We start from the raw sequence: 22,346 nt of genomic DNA, 5'->3' as shown, positions 1-22,346 counted from the left end.
GGCCGAACGGAGCCTTCGCCATGATCACCAAGCGGCAGTTGGCCGGCCTCGGCCTTGGAGCGGCGGTCGTCGCCGTCTCGGCCTGCGCCCCCACCATCCGTCTGGAAGTCGCGCCGATCCAGATCTATGCGAAACTGGACGCCGACGTTCGCGTTCGCCTGGATCAGAGTTGCAGCAACTGCTCCAGGAAAATCCGAACCTCTTCTGATCGCCTCGCTCTTTTGAAAGGACAGGCTGACATGACCTTCCGCAAGCTCTTCGTGATCGGGGCCGCCGTCGCCGCGCTGGGCGTGGCCGGCGCCGCCGTGGCCCAGACCGCCGCCCAGAAGTCGATGATCGACCAGGCCAAGGCCCAGGGCGTGGTCGGCGAACAGGCCGACGGCTACCTCGGCTTCCGCTCCTCGTCTTCGGACGCCGCCCTGCGCGCGGCCGTGGACGCCACCAACAGCGGCCGTCGCGCCGCCTACGCCCGCAGCGCCGCCGACGCCGGCACCAGCGCCGACGTCGCCGGGGCCCGGATGTTCGAAAGCCAACTGTTGCCGCGCATCCAGTCCGGCCAGTGGTATCGCAACCCCCAGGGCCAGTGGGTCCAGCGCTAGGCCGATCCGATGCGCGGTCCCGGGCGTGACCGGATCGTCCGCCTTCTGCTGGCGGCGTTGCTGGCTGGCGGTTCGTCGCCGCCGTCGCGACCGCCTTGCTGAACGTCGCCTGGTCGCTGATGGGCGGCGGCGACCTGACGCTGCACGGCTGGATCGCCTTGACCCTGGGCGTCGTCGGCACGGTGCTGCTGACCTGGGTCCTGATGGCCCTGGCCTTCAAGTCGAACCGCGAGGGGTGGGACGACCGCGTGGACAACCGCCTGGATCCCGGCCGCGAGGACGACTGACGGCCGATCAAGCCGCGGCGCGGCTCGCCTGAAGGGCGGGCAGCAGCAGCCCCTGGGCCAGGGCCCGGACCACCGGCACGGCGACGGCGTCGCCCATCAGCTTCAGTGTGGCGCTTTCGCTGGACGGCAGGCGATAGTCGTCCGACACCCCCATCAGCCGCGCCGCTTCACGCCCCGTCAGGCGGCGCACCCGCGCCCGCCCCTGGTCGCAGACCACGACATACTGTCGCGACGAGCCGCCGGCCGGCGTGCGCAAGCAGCCGGCCAGGCCGTCGAACCGCACTTCCAGCCGCTGGACCTTGAGGCCGTTCTCCACCCGCACGCGACGATAGGCGGCCCCGACCCGGCGCTGTCCCGACGCGACGGCGGCGGCGATCCGCGCCCGGTGCAGCGGCGCGGCCAGGGACAGCACAGCCTCCGGGTCGTCCAGCCAGCCCGCCGTTTCGTCCGGCTCCAGAACGGCGGCGAGATCCAGATTGCGCCGGGGCGGCGTGGGCAAGGACCACCAGGCCCACGCCGCGCGCACCGCCTCGGGCAGCCGGTCGTGCGCGGCGACCACGCGGGGACTGTGAAAGGGCGCGATCGGTCCGGCGGCCTGCGGCGCCTCGCCTTGCACGGCGACCACGAACAATCGAGGCCGCGATTGCGGCAGCCACAGCGCCGCGTCCATCTCCAAGGCGCCGACGCGATAGCCGGCCTGGACCATGGCGGCGCACACGGCGGCGAAGTCGCGGCCCTGGCCCGAGGTCAGCAGGCCGATGACGTTCTCCAGCACGATGACGCGCGGACCCCGCCCCTGGGCCTGCAACTCCTGGATCAGTTTCCAGAAACCCCAGAAGGCGCCCGACCGACCCGCTTCCAGCCCGCCGCGCGCGCCGGCCAGGCTGACGTCCTGACAGGGCGAGGACGCCCAGCACAGATCCGGCCGCCCGGGCAGGTCCGCCGCCGTCAGCGCCCAGATGTCGCCCTGGCGGAAGGCCGTGCCGGGATGGTTGGCCCGAAAGGCCGCGGACTTCATGGAATCCATGTCGTTGGCGAAGGCGACATCCATCCCGCCCATGCCGGCGCCGTCCAGCCCCAGACCCGCCAGGCCGCCGCCGGCGAAGAACTCGAATACGGTCGGACGAATCGACATGGGGCGACCATAGCGCAGCCGGCGCCCTTGACCGAGGCCGGCGGGCTGCACACCTGCGGGTCTGAGAGAGGACCTCGCCATGCCCCCGATCACGCTTCGCAAGCGCGCCCGCGCCCTGCCGCCGACCCTGACCCTGGTGGGCCTGGTCCTGGCCGGCTTGACCCTGGCCGGATGCTACGACCGGCAGGAGAACGCGCCCAAGCCCGCGCCGGCGCCGGAGACGTCGGCCGAACTGGGCGGCGTGGACCTGTCGAGACCGGTGCGCGTCCTGGGAACCGAGCCCTTCTGGAGCGTCGAGATCACGCCGGACGCCCTGATCTACACCCGCATGGACCAGCCCGAGCAGCGCGCGCCCAACCGCGGGGTGACGGTGCAGGGCACGGTGGCGACCTTCACCACCACGACCAGCCTGAACCAGCCGCTGAACGTCAGCCTGATCGCCACCGAATGTTCGGACGGGATGAGCGACCGCACCTATCCGCTGACGGCGCGGGTCGAGATCGGCGACCAGACGCTGAACGGCTGCGCGGCGTCCACCGCCGCCATCATGGCCGGCGGCGAGTCCGGTCCGGTCGTCGAACCGGCGGCGGGCTGAGCCTCAGTACCAGCCGGCGGCGCGCAGGGCCCGGGCGTAGCGGCGGCTGACCGGCGCCGTCAGGCCGCCCTCCAGCGTCAGAACAGCACGACCGTCGCTGCGCGCCACGTCGCGCACCGCCTCGCGCGCGACCCACCAGCTGCGGTGCGTCTGCGCGCCCTCAAGACCCTGCAGCTCCTCCAGGGCGTCGGACAGCCGCATCAGGATCAGGTCCGACCCTCGGTCGGTGTGGATGCGCAGATAGTGATCCTCGGCCTGGACCGCCCGGATCGCGGCCCCCTCAACCGGGCGGGAAGACGCTCCGGAAAGCGCGATGCGGTCCGGTCGACCGGACCCGGCGCATGGGTCTGGACCGGACGCGCGCGCGTGACGAAGACGTTGACGGCGCTGATGGCGGCGGTGATCGTCACCACATAGAAGGCGATCATCGGCAGGTGCGACAGGGGCATCATGCCCCCGTTCAGCGCCGGCCCCGTCACCGCCCAGACGACCACCGACAGCGGACCCGAGATCACCGCCGTCAACAGGACCACCGACAGCCAGGGCCGCTCGTCCAGCGCGACGATCCGGTCCAGCATCAACGAGCAGGCGTGGCCCCACAGCCCGCCCCCCACCATGACGGGAATCCAGTAGGACAGCCGCAGCCCCAGCGGCACGCGCCCGGTCTCGAAGGCCCCGGTCAGCGCCAGCAGCAGGCCGCCCGCCGCGGCCGTGGCCAGCCCCCGCGCCATGTCCTTCAGCCGCAGCCGCTCCGCCAGGCTCAAGGGCGATCGCTCCCGGGCGCGCAGACGGCGCGGAAGCCCGCGGCGGCGAAGCGGACCATGTAGTCGCCGGCGCTTTCCAGATCGCCCGAACGGCACAGGCCGTTCGACAACCGGTCCAGACGCCCCGTCTCGCCCAGCGTCAGGGTCAGGGCGCCCGAAAGGTTGTGATAGGCCCAGTACAGATCGACTTCCCGCGCGCCCGGCAGGACCTGGCGGATCAGCTCGATCAGGCGCCGCACCGCCGGGTCGAAATAGCGCGCCATCGTCTCGCCGCCGAAGGTGGGATTGGCGTTGGCCTGGGCCACCAGGGCCGCGTAGTGCTTCCATCCCGGCCCGCCCTTCAGCGACCATTCGAACGGGGGGCGCAGGAAGGCGTCCAGCAATCCCTCCAGCGTCATGTCCGAACCGGCCTGTTCGGCGTAACGGTTCACGGCGTCGACGCGCTCGCTGTTCCACACCTCGGCCCGGCGCAGGAAGACCGCATCGAACAGGTCGCGCTTGGCGCCGAAATAGTAGTGGACCAGGGCGGTGTCGACGCCCGCCTCGCGCGCCACCTCGCGGATGGTGACGCCATAGAAGCCATGCTTGGAGAACAGGTCCTCGGCCGCGTCCAGGATCAGGTCGCGGGTCTCCCCGGCGGCCTTGGCCTGGGCCTTGGGCGGACGTCCCCGGCGGGCGGGCGCCGCGCCCGCGGCGGCCTTGCGGCGGGCGGCGGCGACGGGGCGGGCGGCGATGGCGGCGTCCGGCTTGCTCATGCCACAGGCTTAGGCGGGGGCCGCGTCCGGTGCAACGGCGCCACGCCGCCCGCAGGACCTGACGCCGCTTCACCGCAAAGGTTTGACAGGGACGCGAAAGCGGGTCACGTTCGGGAAAATCATTGAACGCTGAATAAAAGCGTCAACGGGCTGGAAACGACAAAGGGGTTTAGGACCATGAATCGTCATGTGAAGTGCGCGCTGCTGGCCGGCGCGGCATGGGGCGTGCTCGCGGGGGCTTCGGCCGCCCAGGACGCCGAAGCGGCCGCCCAGGCGGCCAATGCGGATCAGTCCACGGCCACGGTCGAGGACATCGTCGTCACCGCCCGTCGCCGCGACGAGCAGTTGAAGGACGTGCCGGTCGCCGTCTCGGCCCTGAGCGCCGAGCGCCTGGAGCAGACCGGGGCGGTCGACATCACGGCGCTGCAACAGCAGACGCCCAACGCCACGGTGCAGGTGGCGCGCGGCTCCAACTCCACCCTGATCAGCTTCATCCGCGGCGTGGGCCAGCAGGATCCGCTGTGGGGCTTCGAACCCGGCGTCGGCCTCTATATCGACGACGTCTATGTCGCGCGCCCGCAGGGCGCGGTGCTGGACGTGTTCGACATCTCGCGCATCGAGGTGCTGCGCGGGCCGCAGGGCACCCTGTACGGCCGCAACACCATCGGCGGCGCGATCAAATACGTCACCAAGCGCCTGGACCGAGACCCCAACCTGACGGCGCGGGCCGAGTTCGGCAGCTATGACGAGCACAACTTCCTGCTGTCGGGTTCCCTTCCCGTGGGCGACACCTTCGCCATCGGCGCCGCCGTCGCCAGCTACAATCACGACGGCTACGGCGAGAACCTGTTCACCGGCGAGGACCAGTACGACAAGGACGTGATGGCCTATCGCGCCAGCGCGGAGTGGACGCCCAGCGACGACCTGTTCTTCCGCCTGGCCTGGGATCGCGTGGAAGACGATTCCGCCCCCCGTCACGGCCACCGCGAGGTCATCTCCACCGACGGCCTGTGGACGCCGCCGGCCAGCGAATACGACACCTACGCCGGCATCACGGGCGAGCAGAAGGTCGTCACCGAAGGCGTGTCGCTGACCGGCGAATACCGCGTCAACGACTGGCTGACCCTGAAGTCGATCACCGCCTATCGTTCGGGCGACACCCAGACGATCATCGACTTCGACGAGACGCCGAACCCGACCCTGGACATCCCGGCCATCTATTCCGACGACCAGTTCACCCAGGAATTCCAGGCCCTGTTCACCGGCGACCGCTGGTCGGGCGTGGCCGGTCTGTTCTATCTGGACGGCACCTCGTCGGGCGCCTTCGACACCATCGCCGGCAACCTGGGCCTGTCGATCGCCGCCGCCGGTTCGGTCGACACCCAATCCTTCTCGGCGTTCGCCGACTTCAGCTACGATCTGACCGACCGACTGCATCTGTCGCTGGGCGGCCGCTACACCAAGGATGACAAGGACGCTTCGGTCCTGCGCCTGTTCTACCTGGGCGCCACGCGCACGCCGTTCACCGGCGGCGTTGACCGCCCGGTGTTCGCGGTTCGCACGGACTACACGGCATCGGACACCTTCGAGAAGTTCACGCCGCGCGCCAGCCTCTCGTACGACTTCTCGGACCAGATCACGGGTTACGCCTCGGTCAGCCAGGGCTTCAAGTCGGGCGGCTGGGATATGCGCGGCGACGCCGCCCTGGTGCCCCAGACGGTCAATGGCTATCAGCCCGAGACGGTCACCGCCTATGAACTGGGCCTGAAGGGTTCGGCCTTCGACCGGCGCCTGTCGTTCGCGTCCGCGGTCTTCTATTCCGACTATCAGGACCAGCAGATCACGACCCAGCAGGTGGCGACCCCGCCCGCCGTCGGCATCGCCTCGGTGGTCGACAACGTCGGCGCCTCGACCATCTACGGCTTCGAGCTGGAGGGATCGGCCTTCCTGACCGACGACATCACCGCCAACTTCTCGGTCGGCTATCTGAAGAACGAGTTCGACGAGTTCATCACCCTGGTCACCGGTACGCCGGTCGACATCTCCGACACGCGCGAGCCCCAGAACTCTCCGGAATGGTCGGCCTATTACGGCATGACCTGGCGTGGCGACATCATGGGCGGCGAACTGCGGGTCACGCCGTCGCTGTCCTATCGGTCGGACTACCATCTGTTCGATATTCCCGATCCGATCCTGGACCAGGACGGCTATGTCCTGGCCGACGCCAGCGTGATCTGGACCGCGCCCAGCGAGCGCTGGGAGATCGGGCTGTTCGGCCGCAACCTGACCGACGTCCGCTACCGGGTCGGCGCCTACAGCTTCCCCGGCGCGACCTACAACAACTCGATCAGCGCCTTCTACGGTCCGCCGACGACCTATTCGGCCCGCCTGACGGTCAAGTTCTGACCCGACGCGCAACGACATGGGGGCGGCGGTCGCAAGGCCGCCGCCCTTTGCTTTCCGGCGAGGCTTATGGCTAGCCTCGCCCCCGACAAGACAAGAACGATCGCACGAATGATCGAAGGGAAACGCCGATGACGACCGCACCGTCGCGCGAGGCCGCGCCCGCCTCGGGCTACCGCTACTATGTCCTGGCGGTCCTGATCTTCGTCTATATGCTGAACTTCCTGGACCGGCAGATCGTCGGCATCCTGGCCACGCCGCTGAAGGCCGAGTTCGGCCTGACCGACGCCCAGTTCGGCCTGATGGGCGGCCTGGCGTTCGCCCTGCTCTACTCCACCCTGGCCATCCCCATCGCCTGGCTGGCCGACCGGTTCAGCCGCGTCTGGATCATGACCGCGGCCCTGACGGTCTGGAGCGGTTTCACCGCCCTGTGCGGCGCGGCGGGATCGTTCGGCCAGCTGTTCCTGTGCCGCATGGGCGTCGGCGTGGGCGAGGCGGGCGGCGTGGCCCCGGCGTATTCGCTGATCGCCGACTATTTCCCCAAGTCGCAGCGCGCGCGGGCGCTGGCGGCCTACGCCTTCGGCATTCCCATCGGCACGGCGGCGGGCACCCTGGTCGGCGGCCTGCTGGCGGCGACCTACGGCTGGCGGACCGCCTTCATCGTGGTCGGCCTGCTGGGCGTCCTGGCCGCGCCGCTGCTGCGCCTGACCGTGCGCGATCCCAAGCGCGGCGGCATGGACGAGCCCGTCCCGGTCGAGACCGCGGCGCCCGCCCCCGTCGCCAACATGGTCGCCGCGCCGCCCAAGGCCCCGCCGTTCGGCCAGGTGCTGAAGACCCTGCTGCCCAAGCCCAGCTTCTGGCTGCTGTCGTTCGGCGCGGCGGCTTCGTCGGTCTGCGGCTACGGCGTCGCCGCCTGGCTGCCCAGCTTCTTCCAGCGCAGCTTCGGCCTGACCCTGGCCGAGACGGCCTGGTATTATTCCGGCATCGCCCTGGTCGGCGGTCTGACCGGCATCTGGCTGGGCGGCGCCGTCGCCGACCGGCTGGGCCGGGCCTCGCGCGGGGCCTATCCGCTGGTGCCGGCCATCGCCTTCCTGATTTCCGTGCCCTGCTTCCTGCTGGCGATGAACTCGGGCGCGATCATCGGCGCCGTCCTGCCGGGCGGGGACGCCAATGGCGCCGCCGCCCTGACTCTGGCCTTCGTCATCTTCCTGATCCCCACGGGGCTGAACCTGGCGTGGCTGGGGCCGATCACCGCCTCGGTCCAGCATCTGGTCCCGGCCAATATGCGCACCACCGCCTCGGCCCTGTTCCTGCTGATCAACAACCTGCTCGGCATCGCCGTGGGCATTTTCTACTTCGGCTGGATGTCGGACCTGCTTCGTCCCACCTTCGGGGACGAGAGCCTGCGCTGGGCCATCTACACCGGTATGGGCTTCTATCTGCTGGCCTCGGCCCTGCTGATCGGAGCCTCGCGCACGCTAAAGAAGGACTGGGTCGACTAGAGTCGCGACCGCCCCCTGTTGCACCTGCGAATGCGGGGGGCCTATAAGCCCCGCAACTTTCCCAGCAGCGGTTGCGGTGGTCCCCCATGAACATTCACGAATATCAGGCCAAGCAGGTCTTGAAGGGCTTTGGCGCCCCGGTCGCCCAGGGCGTGGCCATCACCTCGGCCGATCAGGCCGAGGCCGCCGCCAAGCAGCTGCCGGGTCCGCTCTATGTCGTGAAGTCCCAGATCCACGCCGGCGGGCGCGGCAAGGGCAAGTTCAAGGAACTGGGCGCCGACGCCAAGGGCGGCGTTCGCCTGGCCAAGTCGATCGAAGAGGTCGTCGCCCACGCCAAGGAAATGCTGGGCAACACCCTGGTCACCGCCCAGACGGGCGACGCCGGCAAGCAGGTCAACCGCCTCTACATCGAGGACGGCGCCGACATCGACCGTGAGCTGTACTGCTCGCTGCTGGTCGATCGCTCGGTCGGCCGCGTGGCCTTCGTCGTCTCGACCGAGGGCGGCATGGACATCGAGGCCGTCGCCCACGACACGCCCGAAAAGATCATCACCGTCGCCATCGACCCGGAAACGGGCGTGACCGACGCCGACGTGGCCAAGATCGTCTCGACCTACGGCCTGACAGGCCCGGCGGCCGAGGACGCCAAGACCCTGTTCCCGGCGCTCTACAAGGCGTTCGTCGACAAGGACATGGCCCTGCTGGAAGTGAACCCGCTGATCGTCATGACCGACGGCCACCTGCGCGTCCTGGACGCCAAGGTCAGCTTCGACGGCAACGCCCTGTTCCGCCACGACGACATGAAGGAACTGCGCGACGAGACCGAAGAGGACGCCAAGGAGATCGAGGCCTCCAAGTGGGACCTGGCCTATGTCGCCCTGGACGGCAACATCGGCTGCATGGTCAATGGGGCTGGCTTGGCCATGGCGACGATGGACATCATCAAGCTGTACGGCAAGGAGCCGGCCAACTTCTGCGATGTCGGCGGCGGCGCCGGCAAGGACAAGGTCGCGGCGGCCTTCAAGATCATCACCGCCGACCCCAAGGTCGAGGGCATCCTGGTCAACATCTTCGGCGGCATCATGCGCTGCGACGTCATCGCCGAGGGCGTGGTGGCCGCGGTCAAGGAAGTCGGTCTGAAGGTGCCGCTGGTCGTGCGCCTGGAAGGCACCAACGCCGAACTGGGCAAGAAAATCCTGAACGAGTCCGGCCTGACCATCCAGGCCGCCGACGACCTGGACGACGCCGCCCAGAAGATCGTGAAGGCGGTCGGCTGATGATCAGTCAGGCGGCGATGCTGGTCATCGCCGCCGGCGCACCGACCGGCGAAGTCCAGGCTGCGCCCCCGGTCGTGGCCGTGTTCGCGGACTCCTGCGCCTTGATCGCCGGAGATCGCGCGGCGTTGCGGCGTATCGCTGACACACGCGATTGGCCGCAGGTCCCGGTCGCCGAGGGTCAGGTTTCGGACAGGGTCGACTGGGCCGACGCCTACGCCGTCGGCTCTAGCACGATCTATCTCTTCTCCTATTCGGCTGGCAGCGCTTCAAGCAGCGGCACGGGATCGGTGGTCTCCGTGAGCTATCCCGGGGCCGTGATCTGTCGCGTGTCAGGTGTCTTGCAGGAAGGGTGGCGGGACCCTCTGCGCGAGGTCGCCGAGGACCGGCTGGGCATGACCCTGAATAGGCCGATTGTCCGACGTGATCCCGATGCCGACTTTCAGACGGCCTGGTGGAGCAGGGATGGCGATCAGATCGAGGGTCAGTACCGACGGCGCCAGAACACGATGGAGGTTACCTGGACGAGAACCGTCGCTCCGACGCCTTGACGGGCGCCTCGTGCTCCGACCGCCGATGCGTCCACGGATTGCGTGCTCCACATAACCCGTGTAAATCGGACGTGTGACCCGCAACCTGACTCTCGCCATCGACGACGACCTCCTCGACAAGGTGCGGGTGCTGGCGGCTATGAAACGGACCAGCGTCAACGAGATGGTGCGCGGCTTCCTGACCCGGCTGGTCGCCGAGGAACAGTCGAAGGACGAGGCGCGCGAGGCCCTGCTGAAGCTGATCGACGAGTCGGAAGGCCGTGGCGGCGAGGGCTGGCGTCCGCCCACGCGAGAAGAAACCTACACAGCGGCGAGCCCCGGTTTGATCGCGAATTCTGACGTCTTCCTGGACACCAACGTGCTGCTGTACGCCGCCCTGGGCCGCGACCACGCCGGTCACCGGTGGGAGCGCGCGCGCGAGATCGTGCTGACCGAGGACTATTGCACCTCCGGCCAGGTGTTGGCCGAATTCTACAACAACGCCATTCGCAAGAGCGCCACGCCCCTGTCGCCTGACAAGGCCCGCGAGTGGGTGCGCGTCGTCGCCATGAAACCCTGCCAGCCGATCACGCCCGAGGTGGTCGTGGCCGGGATCGACAACGCCCGTCGCTACCAGCTCTCCTATTGGGACGGCGCGATCGTCGCCGCCGCCGAGCGCCTGGGCGCCAAGGTGCTGTATTCCGAAGACCTGAGCCACGGTCAGACCTACGGGTCGGTCCGCGTCGAAAACCCCTTCCTTCCCGCCTAACCAACAAGCGAGACGCCATGTCCATCCTCGTCAACAAAGACACCAAGGTCCTGGTCCAGGGCCTGACCGGCAAGACCGGCACCTTCCACACCGAACAGGCGCTGGCCTATTACGGCACGCAGATGGTCGGCGGCATCCACCCCAAGAAGGGCGGCGAGACCTGGACCGGCTCCAAGGGCGAGACCCTGCCGATCTTCGCCTCGGTCGCCGAGGGCAAGGAGCGCACCGGCGCCGACGCCTCGGTCATCTATGTCCCGCCGGCCGGCGCGGCGGACGCCATCATCGAGGCCATCGAGGCCGAGATCCCCTTCATCGTCTGCATCACCGAGGGCATCCCGGTGCTGGACATGGTCCGCGTCAAGGCGCGCCTGGACAAGTCGAACTCGCGTCTGCTGGGCCCGAACTGCCCGGGCATCCTGACGCCGGAAGAGTGCAAGATCGGCATCATGCCGGGCTCGATCTTCAAGAAGGGCAACGTCGGCATCGTCTCGCGCTCGGGCACGCTGACCTATGAGGCCGTGTTCCAGACCACCAACGAGGGCCTGGGCCAGACCACCACGCGTCGGCATCGGCGGCGACCCGGTCAAGGGCACCGAATTCATCGACGTGCTGGAGATGTTCCTGGCCGACGACGCGACCGAGTCCATCATCATGATCGGCGAGATCGGCGGCTCGGCCGAGGAAGACGCCGCCCAGTTCCTGATCGACGAGGCCAAGAAGGGCCGCAAGAAGCCGATGGCCGGCTTCATCGCGGGCCGCACGGCGCCCAAGGGCCGCACCATGGGCCACGCCGGCGCCGTCGTCTCGGGCGGCAAGGGGGATGCGGAATCCAAGATCGCGGCCATGGAATCGGCCGGCATCAAGGTCTCGCCCTCGCCGGCGCGCCTGGGCAAGACCCTGGTTGAAGTGCTGAAGGGCTAAGAGGCCCGATCGGGCGCCGTCGCGCGTCGCGCATCAAAAATGCCGGGTCAGACCGGCAGGAACGCCCCCGGTTCGCGCCGGGGGCGTTTTTCTTTGCGGCTGCGACCAATTTCTCACCCAATTGCCCCGTTTCGGTCATGACCCATGAAGAAACGACGCCTATATGACGGGCGCGCCCTCACGGAGATGTGTCCGGAAGGGCTCCAAGGGACTGACGAGAACGATGGCGGACGATGCGGGTCGGCTGAACCAGGTCTTTGCCGAGACCTCTTTCCTCTACGGGTCGAACGCGGCCTATATCGAGGAGCTCCACGAGAAGTGGGCCAATGATCCCGGCTCGGTTTCGTCGGAGTGGCGCACCTTCTTCGACCAGCTTCGCGACAACGCCGCCAGCGTGAAGGCCTCGGCCGCCGCCGGCGGATGGGGCCGTCCCGCCGTCACCGAGCCCAGCGAGCAGACGGCGGTGTTCGACGGCCGCTGGCCCGCCCCCAAGCCCGATCCGAAGAAGCCCGGCGCCGCGCCCGCGCCCCAGGCCGCCTCGGCCGGCGCCGCCGTGTCGGTCGACGACGTCCGCGCCGCCGCCCACGATTCCATCCGCGCCCTGATGCTGATCCGCGCCTATCGCGTGCGCGGCCACCTGCGGCGAACCTCGACCCGCTGGGCATCGAACAGCCGATCGAGAACCCGGAGCTGACGCCGGAATTCTACGGCTTCTCGGGCGCAGACCTGGATCGGCCGATCTTCCTGGACGGCGTGCTGGGCCTTCAGACCGGCACGATCTCGCGAGGTGCTGGACATCCTCAAGCGCACCTACTGCGGCAACATCGGCATCCAGTTCATGCACATCGCCGAGCCGGAGGAGAAATCCTGGCTGCAGGAGCGCTTCGAAGGGCCGGACAAGTTCGAGCGGAACGGCTTCACCAAGGAAGGCAAGCTGGCCATCCTGAACAAGCTGATCGAGGCCGAAGGGTTCGAGAGGTTCCTGCACAAGCGCTTCCCCGGCACCAAGCGGTTCGGCCTGGACGGCGGCGAGGCCATGGTCCCGGCGCTGGAGCAGGTCATCAAGCGCGGCGGCGCCCTGGGCGTCGACGAGGTGGTGCTGGGCATGGCCCACCGCGGCCGCCTGAACGTGCTGGCCGCCGTGATGGGCAAGCCCTACAAGGTCATCTTCCACGAGTTCCAGGGCGGTTCGGCCGTGCCCAGCGACATCGAGGGGTCGGGCGACGTCAAGTACCACATGGGCGCCAGCTCGAACCGCGAGTTCGACGGCAACCACGTCCACCTGTCGCTGACCGCCAACCCGTCGCACCTGGAGATCGTCAACCCGGTCGTCCTGGGCAAGGCGCGCGCCAAGCAGGCGTTCGACATCCGCGAGGCCAACGAAGGCGTGCCGGAAGGCCAGTGGGCGCTGGACCGCTCCAAGGTCGTGCCGCTGCTGATCCACGGCGACGCCGCCTTCGCCGGCCAGGGCGTGGTGGCCGAATGCTTCGCCCTGATGGGGCTGAAGGGCTATCGCACCGGCGGCACCCTGCACTTCGTCATCAACAACCAGATCGGCTTCACCACCAGCCCGCGCAACTCGCGCTCGTCGCCCTATCCGTCGGACGTGGCGCTGATGGTCCAGGCGCCGATCTTCCACGTGAACGGCGACGACCCGGAGGCCGTGGTGTTCGCCGCCAAGGTGGCCACCGAATACCGCCAGAAGTTCAACAAGGACGTGGTGGTGGACATGTTCTGCTACCGCCGCTTCGGCCACAACGAGGGCGACGATCCGACCTTCACCCAGCCGATCATGTACGCAAAGATCAAGGCGCAACCGTCGACGCGCGAGATCTATTCCAAGCGCCTGGTCGAGCAGGGCGTCCTGACACAGGCCGAGGTCGACGCCGAGATCGAGCGGTTCGAGACCTTCCTGGACGAGCAGTTCGACGCCGGAAAGACCTGGTCGGCGGACAAGGCCGACTGGCTGGACGGCCAGTGGAAGGGGCTGGCGGCGCAGAAGGAAGAGCAGCGCGGCGAAACCGCCGTGCCGCTGGAGACGCTAAAGGACCTCGGCCACCGGCTGACGACCATTCCCAACAGCGTCGACATGCACAAGACGCTGAAGCGGGTCATCGACGGCCGGCGCGAAGCGATCGCCTCCGGCCAGGGCCTGGACTGGGCCACCGCCGAGAGCCTGGCCTTCGCCAGCCTGCTGGACGAAGGTTTCCCGGTGCGCCTGTCGGGCCAGGATTCCGTGCGCGGCACCTTCTCCCAGCGCCATTCGGGCGTCATCGACCAGACGACCGAGGAGCGCTACGTCCCGCTGAACAACCTGCGTGAGGGCCAGGCCAACTTCGAGGTCATCGATTCGGCCCTGTCGGAAGAGGCGGTGCTGGGCTTCGAATACGGCTACTCGCTGGCCGACCCCAACACGCTGGTGATGTGGGAAGCCCAGTTCGGCGACTTCGTGAACGGCGCCCAGGTGGTGATCGACCAGTTCATCAGTTCGGGCGAACGCAAGTGGCTGCGGATGAGCGGCCTGACCATGCTGCTGCCCCACGGCTACGAGGGCCAGGGCCCGGAACACTCCTCGGCCCGCCTGGAGCGCTTCCTGCAGGCTTGCGCCGAAGACAACATGCAGGTCGCCAACTGCACGACCCCGGCCAACTACTTCCACATCCTGCGTCGCCAGATGCATCGGTCGTTCAGGAAGCCGCTGATCCTGATGACGCCCAAGTCGCTGCTGCGTCACAAGAAGGCGACCTCGGCCCTGGCCGACCTGGCGGAGGGCTCGTCCTTCCACCGCGTGCTGCACGACGACGCCCAGACGCGGCCCGAGATCGCCGGGATCAAGATCAAGGCGGACAAGGACATCCGCCGCGTCATCCTGTGCTCGGGCAAGGTCTATTACGACCTGCTGGACGCGCGCGAGAAGAAGGCCAAGGACGGCCAGGCCGTGGACGACGTCTATATCCTGCGCCTGGAACAGTTCTATCCGTGGCCGATCCAGTCGCTGCGCAAGGAACTGGCCCGCTTCCCCAAGGCGGAAGTGGTCTGGTGCCAGGAAGAGCCCAAGAACATGGGCGGCTGGACCTTCGTCGATCCGTGGATCGAACTGACGCTGGACAAGCTGGACGTGGCGGCCAAGCGCGCCCGCTACGTCGGCCGTCCCGGCTCCGCCTCGACCGCCGCCGGCCTGATGAGCCGGCACCTGAAGGAACTCGAGACCTTCACCAACGAAGCCTTCGCCTGATAAGCCCGCAAGACCGACCGAAAGACAGCTGGACCCGACATGGCCGACATCCTGACCCCCGCCCTCGGTGAATCCGTCACCGAAGCCACCATCGCCAAATGGACCAAGAAGGTCGGCGATCCGGTCAAGAAGGACGAACTGCTGGTCGAACTGGAGACCGACAAGGTCTCACAGGAAGTCGTGTCCCCGGCCGATGGCGTGCTGGGCGACATCAAGGCCGCCGAGGGCGACACGGTGACGCCGGGCGCCGTCCTGGGCTCCGTCTCCGAAGGCGGCGCCGCCGCGCCGGCCAAGTCGGCCCCGGCCAAGGACGCCCCCGCCAAGCAGGCCAAGCCGGCCGCCGCGGCGTCCGAGGCCGTCGACATCAATGTGCCGACCATGGGCGAGAGCGTGGCCGAGGGCTCGATGGGCAAGTGGCTCAAGAAGAGCGGCGAAGCGGTCAAGAAGGACGAACTGCTGGTCGAGATCGAGACCGACAAGGTCGCCGTAGAGGTCTCCGCCCCGGCCGACGGCGTGCTGACCATCGCCGCCGACGAGGGCGCGACGGTGACCCCGGGCCAGAAGATCGGCTCTGTCGCCGCATCGGGCGACGCCTCGGCCGCCGCGCCGTCCGCCGCAGCCCCCGCCCCCGCCCAGGCCCACGCCGCCGCCCCCGCCAACACGGGATCGGCCCAGGTTTCGGGCGCCAGGAACGACACCCTGTCCCCGGCGGTCCAGCGCGTGGTCGCCGAGAACAACCTGGACCCGAAGTCGATCGCCGCGACCGGCCCCAAGGGCAACATCACCAAGGCCGACGCCATCGCCGCTATCGGCCAGTCGCCGACGCCCGCCCCGGCCGCCGCCCCGGCCGCGCCCCGCGCCGACCAGCCGCGCGAGGAGCGGGTCAAGATGACGCGCCTGCGTCAGACCATCGCCCGTCGCCTGAAGGAATCGCAGAACACCGCCGCCCAGCTGACCACCTTCAACGAGGTGGACATGACCAACGTCATGGCCCTGCGCAGCCAGTACAAGGACGCCTTCGAGAAGCGCCACGGCGTCAAGCTGGGCTTCATGTCCTTCTTCACCAAGGCGGTCATCGCGGCCCTGCACGAGATTCCGGCGGTCAACGCCGAGATCGACGGCACGGACATCATCTACAAGAACCACTACGACATCGGCATCGCCGTCGGCACCGAGAAGGGTCTGGTCGTGCCCGTCCTGCGCGACGCCGACACGCTGAATCTGGCGGGCATCGAGAAGGGCATCGCCGCCCTGGGCAAGGCCGCGCGCGACGGCTCGCTCAGCCTGGACCAGTTGCAGGGCGGCACCTTCACCATCACCAACGGCGGCACCTATGGGTCGCTGATGTCGACGCCGATCCTGAACGCGCCGCAGTCGGGCATCCTGGGGATGCACAACATCGTCCAGCGCCCGATGGCCATCAACGGCGAGGTCAAGATCCGCCCGATGATGTACCTGGCCCTCAGCTACGACCACCGCATCGTCGACGGCAAGGAAGCCGTGACCTTCCTGGTCCGCGTCAAGGAACTGCTGGAAGACCCGCAGCGCGCCCTGCTGGACCTGTAAGGTCGCATATCAGCGATTGTGTCTTGGAGGCGGCGGTCCGATGGGATCGCCGCCTTTTCTCATTTCGGGACGTTACAGCCGATAATTTCCGTGGCCATATTCTCGCCATGGAGTGGGCGGCGCGCGCGATCGGGGTGTTCTACGGCCTGGGGGGCCTGATGCTGCTGCATCAGGCGTGGGCGAACTGGCGCGTCCAGGCCGCCCTGCCGGGCTTCCTGGCGCCCAGCCCGCGGGAGCGGGCGGCCGATCTGGTGATCGCCCTGGGCGGCCTGTTCGTGCTGCTGTCCGGCTTGGCGCTGGCGCTGCTCAGCGCGCTGGCGGTCGTGGCCTTCCTGGCGGGCTGGTCGATCCAGGCCGCCTATCTGCTGTGGCCGACCGCCGAAACCCGCGCGCGCAAGCCCGTGGCGCGACGCGGGCGTCGACTGTCGGTCGACGCCTTCGCGGCCTACACCATGGTGACGGCGGGCGTGCTGTGCCTGCCGTTGCTGGGTGTTCTCAGCTAGAGCGGCCGACGCCCGTCAGGCCTGCATCATCCAGCCTTCGACATCCATGGCCGCCTGACGGACAGCTTCCGAACGCGTCGGGTGGGCGTGGCAGGTGCGCGCGATGTCTTCCGAGGCGCCGCCGAAGCTCATGGTGATGGCGGCCTCGTGGATCATCTCGCCGGCCTGCGGGCCGATGATGTGCACGCCCAGCACCTTGTCGGTCGCGGCGTCGGCCAGCACCTTCACGAAGCCGTCGGTCTCGTGGTTGATCTTGGCGCGGCTGTTGGCGGTGAAGGGGAACTTGCCCTTCTTGTACTGAACGCCGGCGGCCTTCAGCTGGTCCTCGGTCTGGCCTGGCCCCAGGCGACTTCAGGCGCCGTATAGACCACGCTGGGAACCAGGGCGTAGTCGACGTGTCCGTACTTGCCGGCGATGGTGTCGATCACCGCCACCGCGTCCTCTTCCGCCTTGTGCGCCAGCATCGGGCCGTGGGTCACGTCGCCGATCACCCAGACGCCGTCCGCGACCTTGAAGTGGTCGTGATCGATGAAACCGCGCTTGTCCGGCGTCACGCCGATGCTCTCAAGCCCCAGGCCGTCCGTGTACGGACGCCGGCCGATGGCGACCAGGACGACGTCGCCCTTGATCGGCTCGGCGGCCCCGCCGGCGGCCGGCTCGACCGTCAGCTCCACCCCGTCCCGGCCCGACGCGGCGGCCGTGACCTTGGCGCCCAGTTTGAAGGTCATGCCCTGCTTGGTCAGGGTGCGCTGGAAGGTCGTGGCGACCTCGGTGTCCATGCCCGGCGTGATGCGGTCCAGGAACTCCACCACCGTCACCTCGGCGCCCAGGCGGCGCCAGACCGAGCCCAGCTCCAGGCCGATGATGCCGGCGCCGACCACGATCAGCTTCTTGGGCACGGCCGGCAGGAACAGGGCGCCGGTGGAATCGATCACCTTGCCCTCCTCGAAGCCGACGCCCGGCAGCGGGGTCGGCTCCGAGCCGGTGGCGATGACGATGTTCCTGGCCTCGACGGTCTGGACCGATCCATCGGCGGCGGTGACCTCGACCTTGCCCTTTGAGACGATCTTGCCCCTGCCCTTGAGCCACTCGACCTTGTTCTTCTTGAACAGGAATTCGATGCCCTTGGTCAGCTGGCCGACGCTGTCGTCCTTGGCCTTATGCATCTGGGGCAGGTTCAGCTTGGGCTTCACCTCGATGCCGATCTTGGCGAACTCGCCGTTGGCGGCGTCCCACAGCTCCGAGGCGTGCAGCAGGGCCTTGGACGGCATGCAGCCGACGTTCAGGCAGGTGCCGCCCAGGGTCTCGCGCATTTCGACGCAGGCGACCTTCAGGCCCAGTTGACCGGCGCGGATCGCGGCGTTGTAGCCGCCCGGGCCGCCCCCGATGATGACGACGTCGTAGGAAGCTTCGGCCATGGTGTCCTCTGATCGTTCGGCGCGGGGGAGACGACGCGCAAATACAGACTATGCGGGGCTGTAGGCAGACGCCCCGCCGGGGTCAACCGCCCCGCCCCCATATGGGGCCCGATCTCGACCTTTGGAGGGTCGCAGACGACGAAAAGGGGCCGGACGTCGCCGCCCGGCCCCCTTCCAGCTCTGGACTTATGCAGGCTTAGAACGCCATCCGGGCGACAAGCTGGAACCACGGGCCGGCCGTTTCGGTCTCGATTTCGTATTCGTCGAAATCGCGGTCGATCTGGTCCTGGATCGTGTTGAACTTGTTGAAGGTCTCGTCCTTCGACGAGTCCAGCAGGTTGGAACCGGTGAAGCGCAGCACCACGTTCGAGGCCACCTGCTTCTCGATGAAGATTTCCAGGTCGCCGCCGTACTGGGTGACGACTTCCTCGCCGATGATCCGGCCCTCCGCGTCGCCCTGCTTGCGGTAGGTGGCGCCGAAGGCCGCGCCCCAGGACGGAATGTCCTGGGTGAAGCCGACGTTGAACACATAGTCCGACTGCGAGTTGAAGCGGCGCTCGCCGAAGGCGTCATCCACCGAGCTATCCAGCCACGAGTAGTTCAGGAACACCCCGGTGTGCTCCATGCCGATGAAGTCCAGCGGCGTCGACAGGTCGAACTCGACGCCCCAGACCTGGCCGTCACCGATGTTCTCGGCCGTCAGGACGTAAGAAACCAGCTCTTCGGCGGCTTCCTCCGGCGTGGCGCCGTCGTCGATGGCGTCCTCATAATCTTCCAGCGCCGTTTCCGAATATTCGCCGGTGTTGGTCAGTTCGATCAGGTCGGTGATGTCGCGGTAGAAGACGTTGACGCCGAACACGCCACGGCGGCCCAGGCGACGCTCGAAGCCCAGGTCGGCGCCCCAGGCCGTTTCCGGCTCCAGGTCAGGATTGCCGATGAAGTCGTTGTCGCCGTATTCGCCGCCCAGCAGGGCGGGCGACAGATAGTCGAAGTTCGGGCGGCGGACGGTGCGCGCTACCGAGGCCGTGATCCGGTCGCTGTCGGAGAGGGCCCAGCGGACGCTCGCGGACGGCAGCAGGATGCCATAGTCCTTGTCGTTGGTGCGCGCGTCGGCGTCGGCGGTCTCGTCGGTGATGGAGAAATCGGTCGTTTCGTAGCGCAGACCGGCTTCCCACTTCGCCGGCCCGTTCTCGCCCGACAGCATGATGTAGGGGTCGATCCGGGTTTCCTCGATCGTATTCAAGCCGCCGTCGACAGGTTCGAAGTCCTCGTACTCGCTATCCAGCAGGGCGCGGAAAGCCGGCTCGTCCTCGACCTCGGCCTCGGCCTCGAACACCGAGGTGTCGCGGTCCTTCTTCGAATACTGGACGCCGAACTCCAGCTCCATGCCGCCGCTCAGCTCGATCTTGTGCTCGATCGCGGCGCTGGATCTCCTCGTCCTTGACGTTGGTGCGGGTGCGCGCGCCCTCGATCACCTGGTCTTCGACGTCCAGTTCCTCTTCCTGCTCGAACTGCTCGTCGTCGATCGTGGCGTAGCCCAGCTTGAAGGTCGTCTCGCCGCCCAGCATCTCGCGCTCGTAGCGACCGTTGACCGACCAGTTGTCGGTCAGGATGTCGAGGGGATTGGCGTTGACCTTGGCCAGGTTGTCCGCGTCCTCGATCCCCTCGTTGTATTCCAGGGAATTTTCGTCCTGGACGCGATCGGTGCGGACGAAGACGCCGCTCAACTGCAGATCGCCGCCGGCGACCGGAACTTCGTAGGACAGGTTGGCCGAATAGTCGGTGCCGTCGCGGACATCGCTCTGGATTTCGGTGTCGTTCAGCTCCGCGCCCGGCTCGTCGTAGCGCCAGCTCTTCTTCTGCTTCGGATTGCGGCGGTCCTGGATATTGCCGCCGATCAGCAGGCGGCCCGGGCCGACCTGCGCCCCAGACGGCGCCGTAGGTGCCGCCCCACTGGCCGTACTCGCTGTCGTCCCAATGCAGGGCGCCGAGGCGGACATAACCGCCGTCCAGCGACATGGCGTCACGCAGCACGATGTTGATGGCGCCGGCGACCGCGTCGCCCGAGCGATTGGCCGAGGACGACCGGACGACCTCGACCCGCTCGATCAGTTCGGCGGGGATGCGGTCCACGAAGAAGGAGCGGTCCAGGTTCGCGCCCGGAACGCGCTCGCCGTTGATCAGGATCTGGGTGTAGGCCGAATCCAGACCGCGATGCGCACGCCGTCCGATTCCAGCACGTCTGACAGGAAGGTCACCGAGGGGACGCGCTTCAGGGCGTCGCCTGCGGTCAGGGGCTCGAAACGCTGGAAGTAATCCAGATCGTAGGACAGGGTCGGCACCACGTCGTCGGTGCGGTTGCGCATCGCCGGCTCGCCGGTGACCACCACTTCCTCGAGCGAGGTCACGGGACCGGCGTCAGCGGGTTGGGCGACCGTCGCGTCGGCGCCGGCGGCCATGGCGGGCGCCGCCAGCACCAGAGGAGCCAGGGCCGCGCCCATCAGCAGGTTGAGCTTCATTTCGATTGATCCCCAAAGGCCGGCGACATTTCGCCATCAGCCGATGGGCGGCCCGCTTAGCTTGCCCCGGCGACGCCTTGGCGACGGTTTGGCGACGCCGATTTCTCCAATTTCAGACCGTCGAAAGACAATTGTGCTGGAAACTGATTTATTGTCATCGAACTGCGCATCAACCGTCACCATTGCGCCGTTGACCTGGCCGCCCGCGACGATGATCAGGACGCCGACATTCATATGCCGGGGTTCGTCATGCCGACCGTTCGTTCCGCCGTCCGCCTGGCGGCCGCCGCCTCCGTCCTCTCCCTGCTGGCGGCCTGCGCCACGCATGAGGTGGACTTTCAGGGCGAGGGCGCCGGCTTCGTCGGCCAAGGCGCGCCGGTCATGGCGGTGCTGGAGACGCCGTCGGTCGGCACGGTGGGCGACGACGCCGCCGACGACCCCGCGATCTGGGCCTCCGCCACGCCCGTCACGGTCATGGGCCGGCAGACCTCCGGCTTCGTGGCCGGCACCGACAAGAAGTCCGGTCTCTATATCTACGGCTTCGACGGCCAGGTGCTGCAGTTCATGCCCGAGGGCCTGTTGAACAACGTCGACGTGGTCGAGGGCCTCAGCGTCGCCGGTCGGCCCCAGCTGGTTCTGGGCGCCAGCGACCGTACGCCCGGCAAGACCGGCGTCGCCCTCTATCTGTTCGACCCGGCGGGGACCGGCGACAACGGGGTGCGCTACTGGGGCTCCATCGCGACCGACGTGGTCGAGCCCTACGGCTTCTGCTTCGGCAGGCGCGGCGACGAGGTCCACGCCGTCCTGGTCGGCCATGAGGGCGAGCTGCGCCAATTCGTCCTGACCGCCGACGCGTCGGGCGCGCCCGTGGCGCGCGAGGTCCGCCGCGCCGAGATCGGTTCGATCTCCGAAGGCTGCGCCGCCGACGAGGGGACCGACGCCCTCTATGTCAACGAGGAGAACGTCGGCCTGTGGCGCTATGGGCTGGACCCCGCGTCGGGCGCGGCCCGCACCCTGGTCCAGCCGGTCGCGCCCGGCGTTCTGGTCGCCGACGCCGAGGGGCTGACCACGCTCGCGGACGGCCCGGCCCGCTATCTGATCGGCTCCAGCCAGGGCGATTCCACCTTCCCCGTCTGGCGTATCGACGGCGCGGCGCCGGACTACAAGGGTCGGTTCGTGGTGGTCGACGGCGCCGTCGACGGGGTGACGGGAACCGACGGCCTGGCCGCCCTGGGCGGTCCGGTCGGCCCCTTCCCCGAGGGCCTGGTGGTCATCCAGGACGACGTCAACGACGTCGGCACCCAGAACTTCAAGTACGTCGACTGGCGCGCGATACGGGAAGCGCTGGGTCTTTGAAACGACGTGCAACGCGCGGGCCTGTTGCGCGTTGCTGTGGCGGCTAGTTTCGACTGACCCGCGTCATCTCAAACATGACAAGTCGAACCGTGAAATCTTGATAGAAAAATGACCTTGGCCTTAAGGTTTCGGTCATTTTGGACATGATTCCACTTCTGAAAGCCCGCGAAAGTCTCGCATTAGCGCCCCGACTGCGGCGCCCGAGCCACATTCGG

The 22,346-nt window shown here is 68.1% G+C and carries 19 protein-coding genes and 5 pseudogenes; 14 read left to right on the top strand and 10 right to left on the bottom strand.

Annotated elements, in window-relative coordinates; genetic code table 11:
• Positions 1 to 20 precede the first annotated feature (20 nt).
• The 3 genes and pseudogenes from MU852_RS11385 to MU852_RS11375 all read left to right on the top strand — a co-directional run bounded on the left by MU852_RS11385 (position 21) and on the right by MU852_RS11375 (position 886).
• A pseudogene (locus tag MU852_RS11385) lies at positions 21 to 208 on the top strand (YnbE family lipoprotein).
• 31 nt (positions 209 to 239) lie between these two features.
• Positions 240 to 599: a DUF1318 domain-containing protein gene (locus tag MU852_RS11380; RefSeq protein ID WP_250201569.1), complete on the top strand. Its 360-nt coding sequence runs from the start codon at positions 240 to 242 to the stop codon at positions 597 to 599.
• A gap of 95 nt (positions 600 to 694) precedes the next feature.
• The gene (locus tag MU852_RS11375) at positions 695 to 886 is read left to right on the top strand and encodes a hypothetical protein (RefSeq protein WP_249749673.1); all 192 of its coding nucleotides are present in this window, start codon (positions 695 to 697) and stop codon (positions 884 to 886) included.
• 7 nt (positions 887 to 893) lie between these two features.
• On the opposite strand, the gene MU852_RS11370 is transcribed toward MU852_RS11375, so the two are convergent.
• A complete protein-coding gene (locus MU852_RS11370; protein WP_249749672.1) occupies positions 894 to 2,021 on the bottom strand; it encodes a DNA cytosine methyltransferase in 1,128 nt (375 codons plus the stop codon).
• A 79-nt stretch (positions 2,022 to 2,100) separates the two neighbouring features.
• On the opposite strand from MU852_RS11370, the gene MU852_RS11365 reads away from it, so the two are divergent.
• Positions 2,101 to 2,616, top strand: coding sequence for a COG3650 family protein (locus tag MU852_RS11365; protein ID WP_249749671.1), 516 nt, complete (start codon positions 2,101 to 2,103; stop codon positions 2,614 to 2,616).
• 3 nt (positions 2,617 to 2,619) lie between these two features.
• Here the strand turns inward: MU852_RS11365 and MU852_RS11360 are convergent, their stop codons facing one another.
• The 3 genes from MU852_RS11360 to MU852_RS11350 are packed head-to-tail and all read right to left on the bottom strand — an operon-like array spanning position 2,620 to position 4,135.
• Entirely contained in the window at positions 2,620 to 2,850 is a 231-nt protein-coding gene (locus tag MU852_RS11360) for a LytTR family DNA-binding domain-containing protein (protein WP_249751936.1), read from the bottom strand.
• Positions 2,823 to 3,380, bottom strand: a complete 558-nt coding sequence (locus MU852_RS11355) for a hypothetical protein (protein ID WP_249752002.1) — start codon at positions 3,378 to 3,380, stop codon at positions 2,823 to 2,825. The genes MU852_RS11360 and MU852_RS11355 overlap by 28 nt, the downstream gene beginning before the upstream one ends.
• The gene (locus MU852_RS11350; RefSeq protein ID WP_249749670.1) at positions 3,377 to 4,135 is read right to left on the bottom strand and encodes a TetR/AcrR family transcriptional regulator; all 759 of its coding nucleotides are present in this window, start codon (positions 4,133 to 4,135) and stop codon (positions 3,377 to 3,379) included. The genes MU852_RS11355 and MU852_RS11350 overlap by 4 nt, the downstream gene beginning before the upstream one ends.
• A 177-nt stretch (positions 4,136 to 4,312) precedes the next feature.
• On the opposite strand from MU852_RS11350, the gene MU852_RS11345 reads away from it, so the two are divergent.
• From MU852_RS11345 to MU852_RS11305, 9 genes and pseudogenes are all read left to right on the top strand, one after another.
• The gene (locus MU852_RS11345) at positions 4,313 to 6,541 is read left to right on the top strand and encodes a TonB-dependent receptor (RefSeq protein ID WP_249749669.1); all 2,229 of its coding nucleotides are present in this window, start codon (positions 4,313 to 4,315) and stop codon (positions 6,539 to 6,541) included.
• A 128-nt stretch (positions 6,542 to 6,669) separates the two neighbouring features.
• Positions 6,670 to 8,040: a spinster family MFS transporter gene (locus MU852_RS11340; protein WP_249749668.1), complete on the top strand. Its 1,371-nt coding sequence runs from the start codon at positions 6,670 to 6,672 to the stop codon at positions 8,038 to 8,040.
• Positions 8,041 to 8,126: 86 nt separating this feature from the next.
• Entirely contained in the window at positions 8,127 to 9,317 is a 1,191-nt protein-coding gene (gene sucC / locus MU852_RS11335) for an ADP-forming succinate--CoA ligase subunit beta (protein ID WP_249749667.1), read from the top strand.
• Positions 9,317 to 9,865 (top strand): hypothetical protein, encoded by a 549-nt coding sequence (locus MU852_RS11330; RefSeq protein WP_249749666.1) that lies wholly within the window; start codon positions 9,317 to 9,319, stop codon positions 9,863 to 9,865. The genes sucC and MU852_RS11330 overlap by 1 nt, the downstream gene beginning before the upstream one ends.
• Before the next feature lie 73 nt (positions 9,866 to 9,938).
• Positions 9,939 to 10,613 (top strand): PIN domain-containing protein, encoded by a 675-nt coding sequence (locus tag MU852_RS11325; RefSeq protein ID WP_249749665.1) that lies wholly within the window; start codon positions 9,939 to 9,941, stop codon positions 10,611 to 10,613.
• Positions 10,614 to 10,630: 17 nt separating this feature from the next.
• Positions 10,631 to 11,534, top strand: a pseudogene (sucD, locus tag MU852_RS11320) (succinate--CoA ligase subunit alpha).
• 223 nt (positions 11,535 to 11,757) lie between these two features.
• Positions 11,758 to 14,769, top strand: a pseudogene (locus MU852_RS11315) (2-oxoglutarate dehydrogenase E1 component).
• Between the two features lie 39 nt (positions 14,770 to 14,808).
• Entirely contained in the window at positions 14,809 to 16,335 is a 1,527-nt protein-coding gene (odhB, locus tag MU852_RS11310) for a 2-oxoglutarate dehydrogenase complex dihydrolipoyllysine-residue succinyltransferase (RefSeq protein ID WP_249749664.1), read from the top strand.
• Between the two features lie 107 nt (positions 16,336 to 16,442).
• A complete protein-coding gene (locus MU852_RS11305; RefSeq protein WP_249749663.1) occupies positions 16,443 to 16,838 on the top strand; it encodes a hypothetical protein in 396 nt (131 codons plus the stop codon).
• A gap of 15 nt (positions 16,839 to 16,853) precedes the next feature.
• Here the strand turns inward: MU852_RS11305 and lpdA are convergent.
• The 6 genes and pseudogenes from lpdA to MU852_RS11275 all read right to left on the bottom strand — a co-directional run bounded on the left by lpdA (position 16,854) and on the right by MU852_RS11275 (position 21,009).
• Positions 16,854 to 18,256 (bottom strand): annotated as a pseudogene (lpdA, locus tag MU852_RS11300) (dihydrolipoyl dehydrogenase).
• Positions 18,257 to 18,452: 196 nt separating this feature from the next.
• Positions 18,453 to 19,643, bottom strand: coding sequence for a TonB-dependent receptor plug domain-containing protein (locus MU852_RS11295; protein WP_249749662.1), 1,191 nt, complete (start codon positions 19,641 to 19,643; stop codon positions 18,453 to 18,455).
• Positions 19,534 to 20,256 (bottom strand): hypothetical protein, encoded by a 723-nt coding sequence (locus tag MU852_RS11290; protein WP_249749661.1) that lies wholly within the window; start codon positions 20,254 to 20,256, stop codon positions 19,534 to 19,536. Before MU852_RS11290 ends, MU852_RS11295 begins: the two co-directional genes overlap by 110 nt.
• 103 nt (positions 20,257 to 20,359) lie before the next feature.
• A pseudogene (locus MU852_RS11285) lies at positions 20,360 to 20,437 on the bottom strand (hypothetical protein); the annotation flags it as partial.
• Positions 20,437 to 20,775, bottom strand: a complete 339-nt coding sequence (locus tag MU852_RS11280) for a hypothetical protein (protein ID WP_249749660.1) — start codon at positions 20,773 to 20,775, stop codon at positions 20,437 to 20,439. The pseudogene MU852_RS11285 and the gene MU852_RS11280, both read right to left, overlap by 1 nt.
• 36 nt (positions 20,776 to 20,811) lie before the next feature.
• A complete protein-coding gene (locus MU852_RS11275) occupies positions 20,812 to 21,009 on the bottom strand; it encodes a hypothetical protein (RefSeq protein WP_249749659.1) in 198 nt (65 codons plus the stop codon).
• Positions 21,010 to 21,024: 15 nt separating this feature from the next.
• On the opposite strand from MU852_RS11275, the gene MU852_RS11270 reads away from it, so the two are divergent.
• Positions 21,025 to 22,131 carry a phytase gene (locus MU852_RS11270; RefSeq protein WP_249749658.1) on the top strand — a complete coding sequence of 369 codons (1,107 nt, stop codon included), beginning with the start codon at positions 21,025 to 21,027 and terminating at the stop codon, positions 22,129 to 22,131.
• The last annotated feature ends 215 nt before the right edge of the window (positions 22,132 to 22,346 follow it).

It is taken from the genome of Brevundimonas albigilva (assembly GCF_023503965.1).
Taxonomy (GTDB): Bacteria; Pseudomonadota; Alphaproteobacteria; order Caulobacterales; family Caulobacteraceae; genus Brevundimonas; species Brevundimonas albigilva.
Note: the sequence above shows the minus strand (reverse complement) of the source record. Positions and strands in the feature narration are given on the sequence as shown.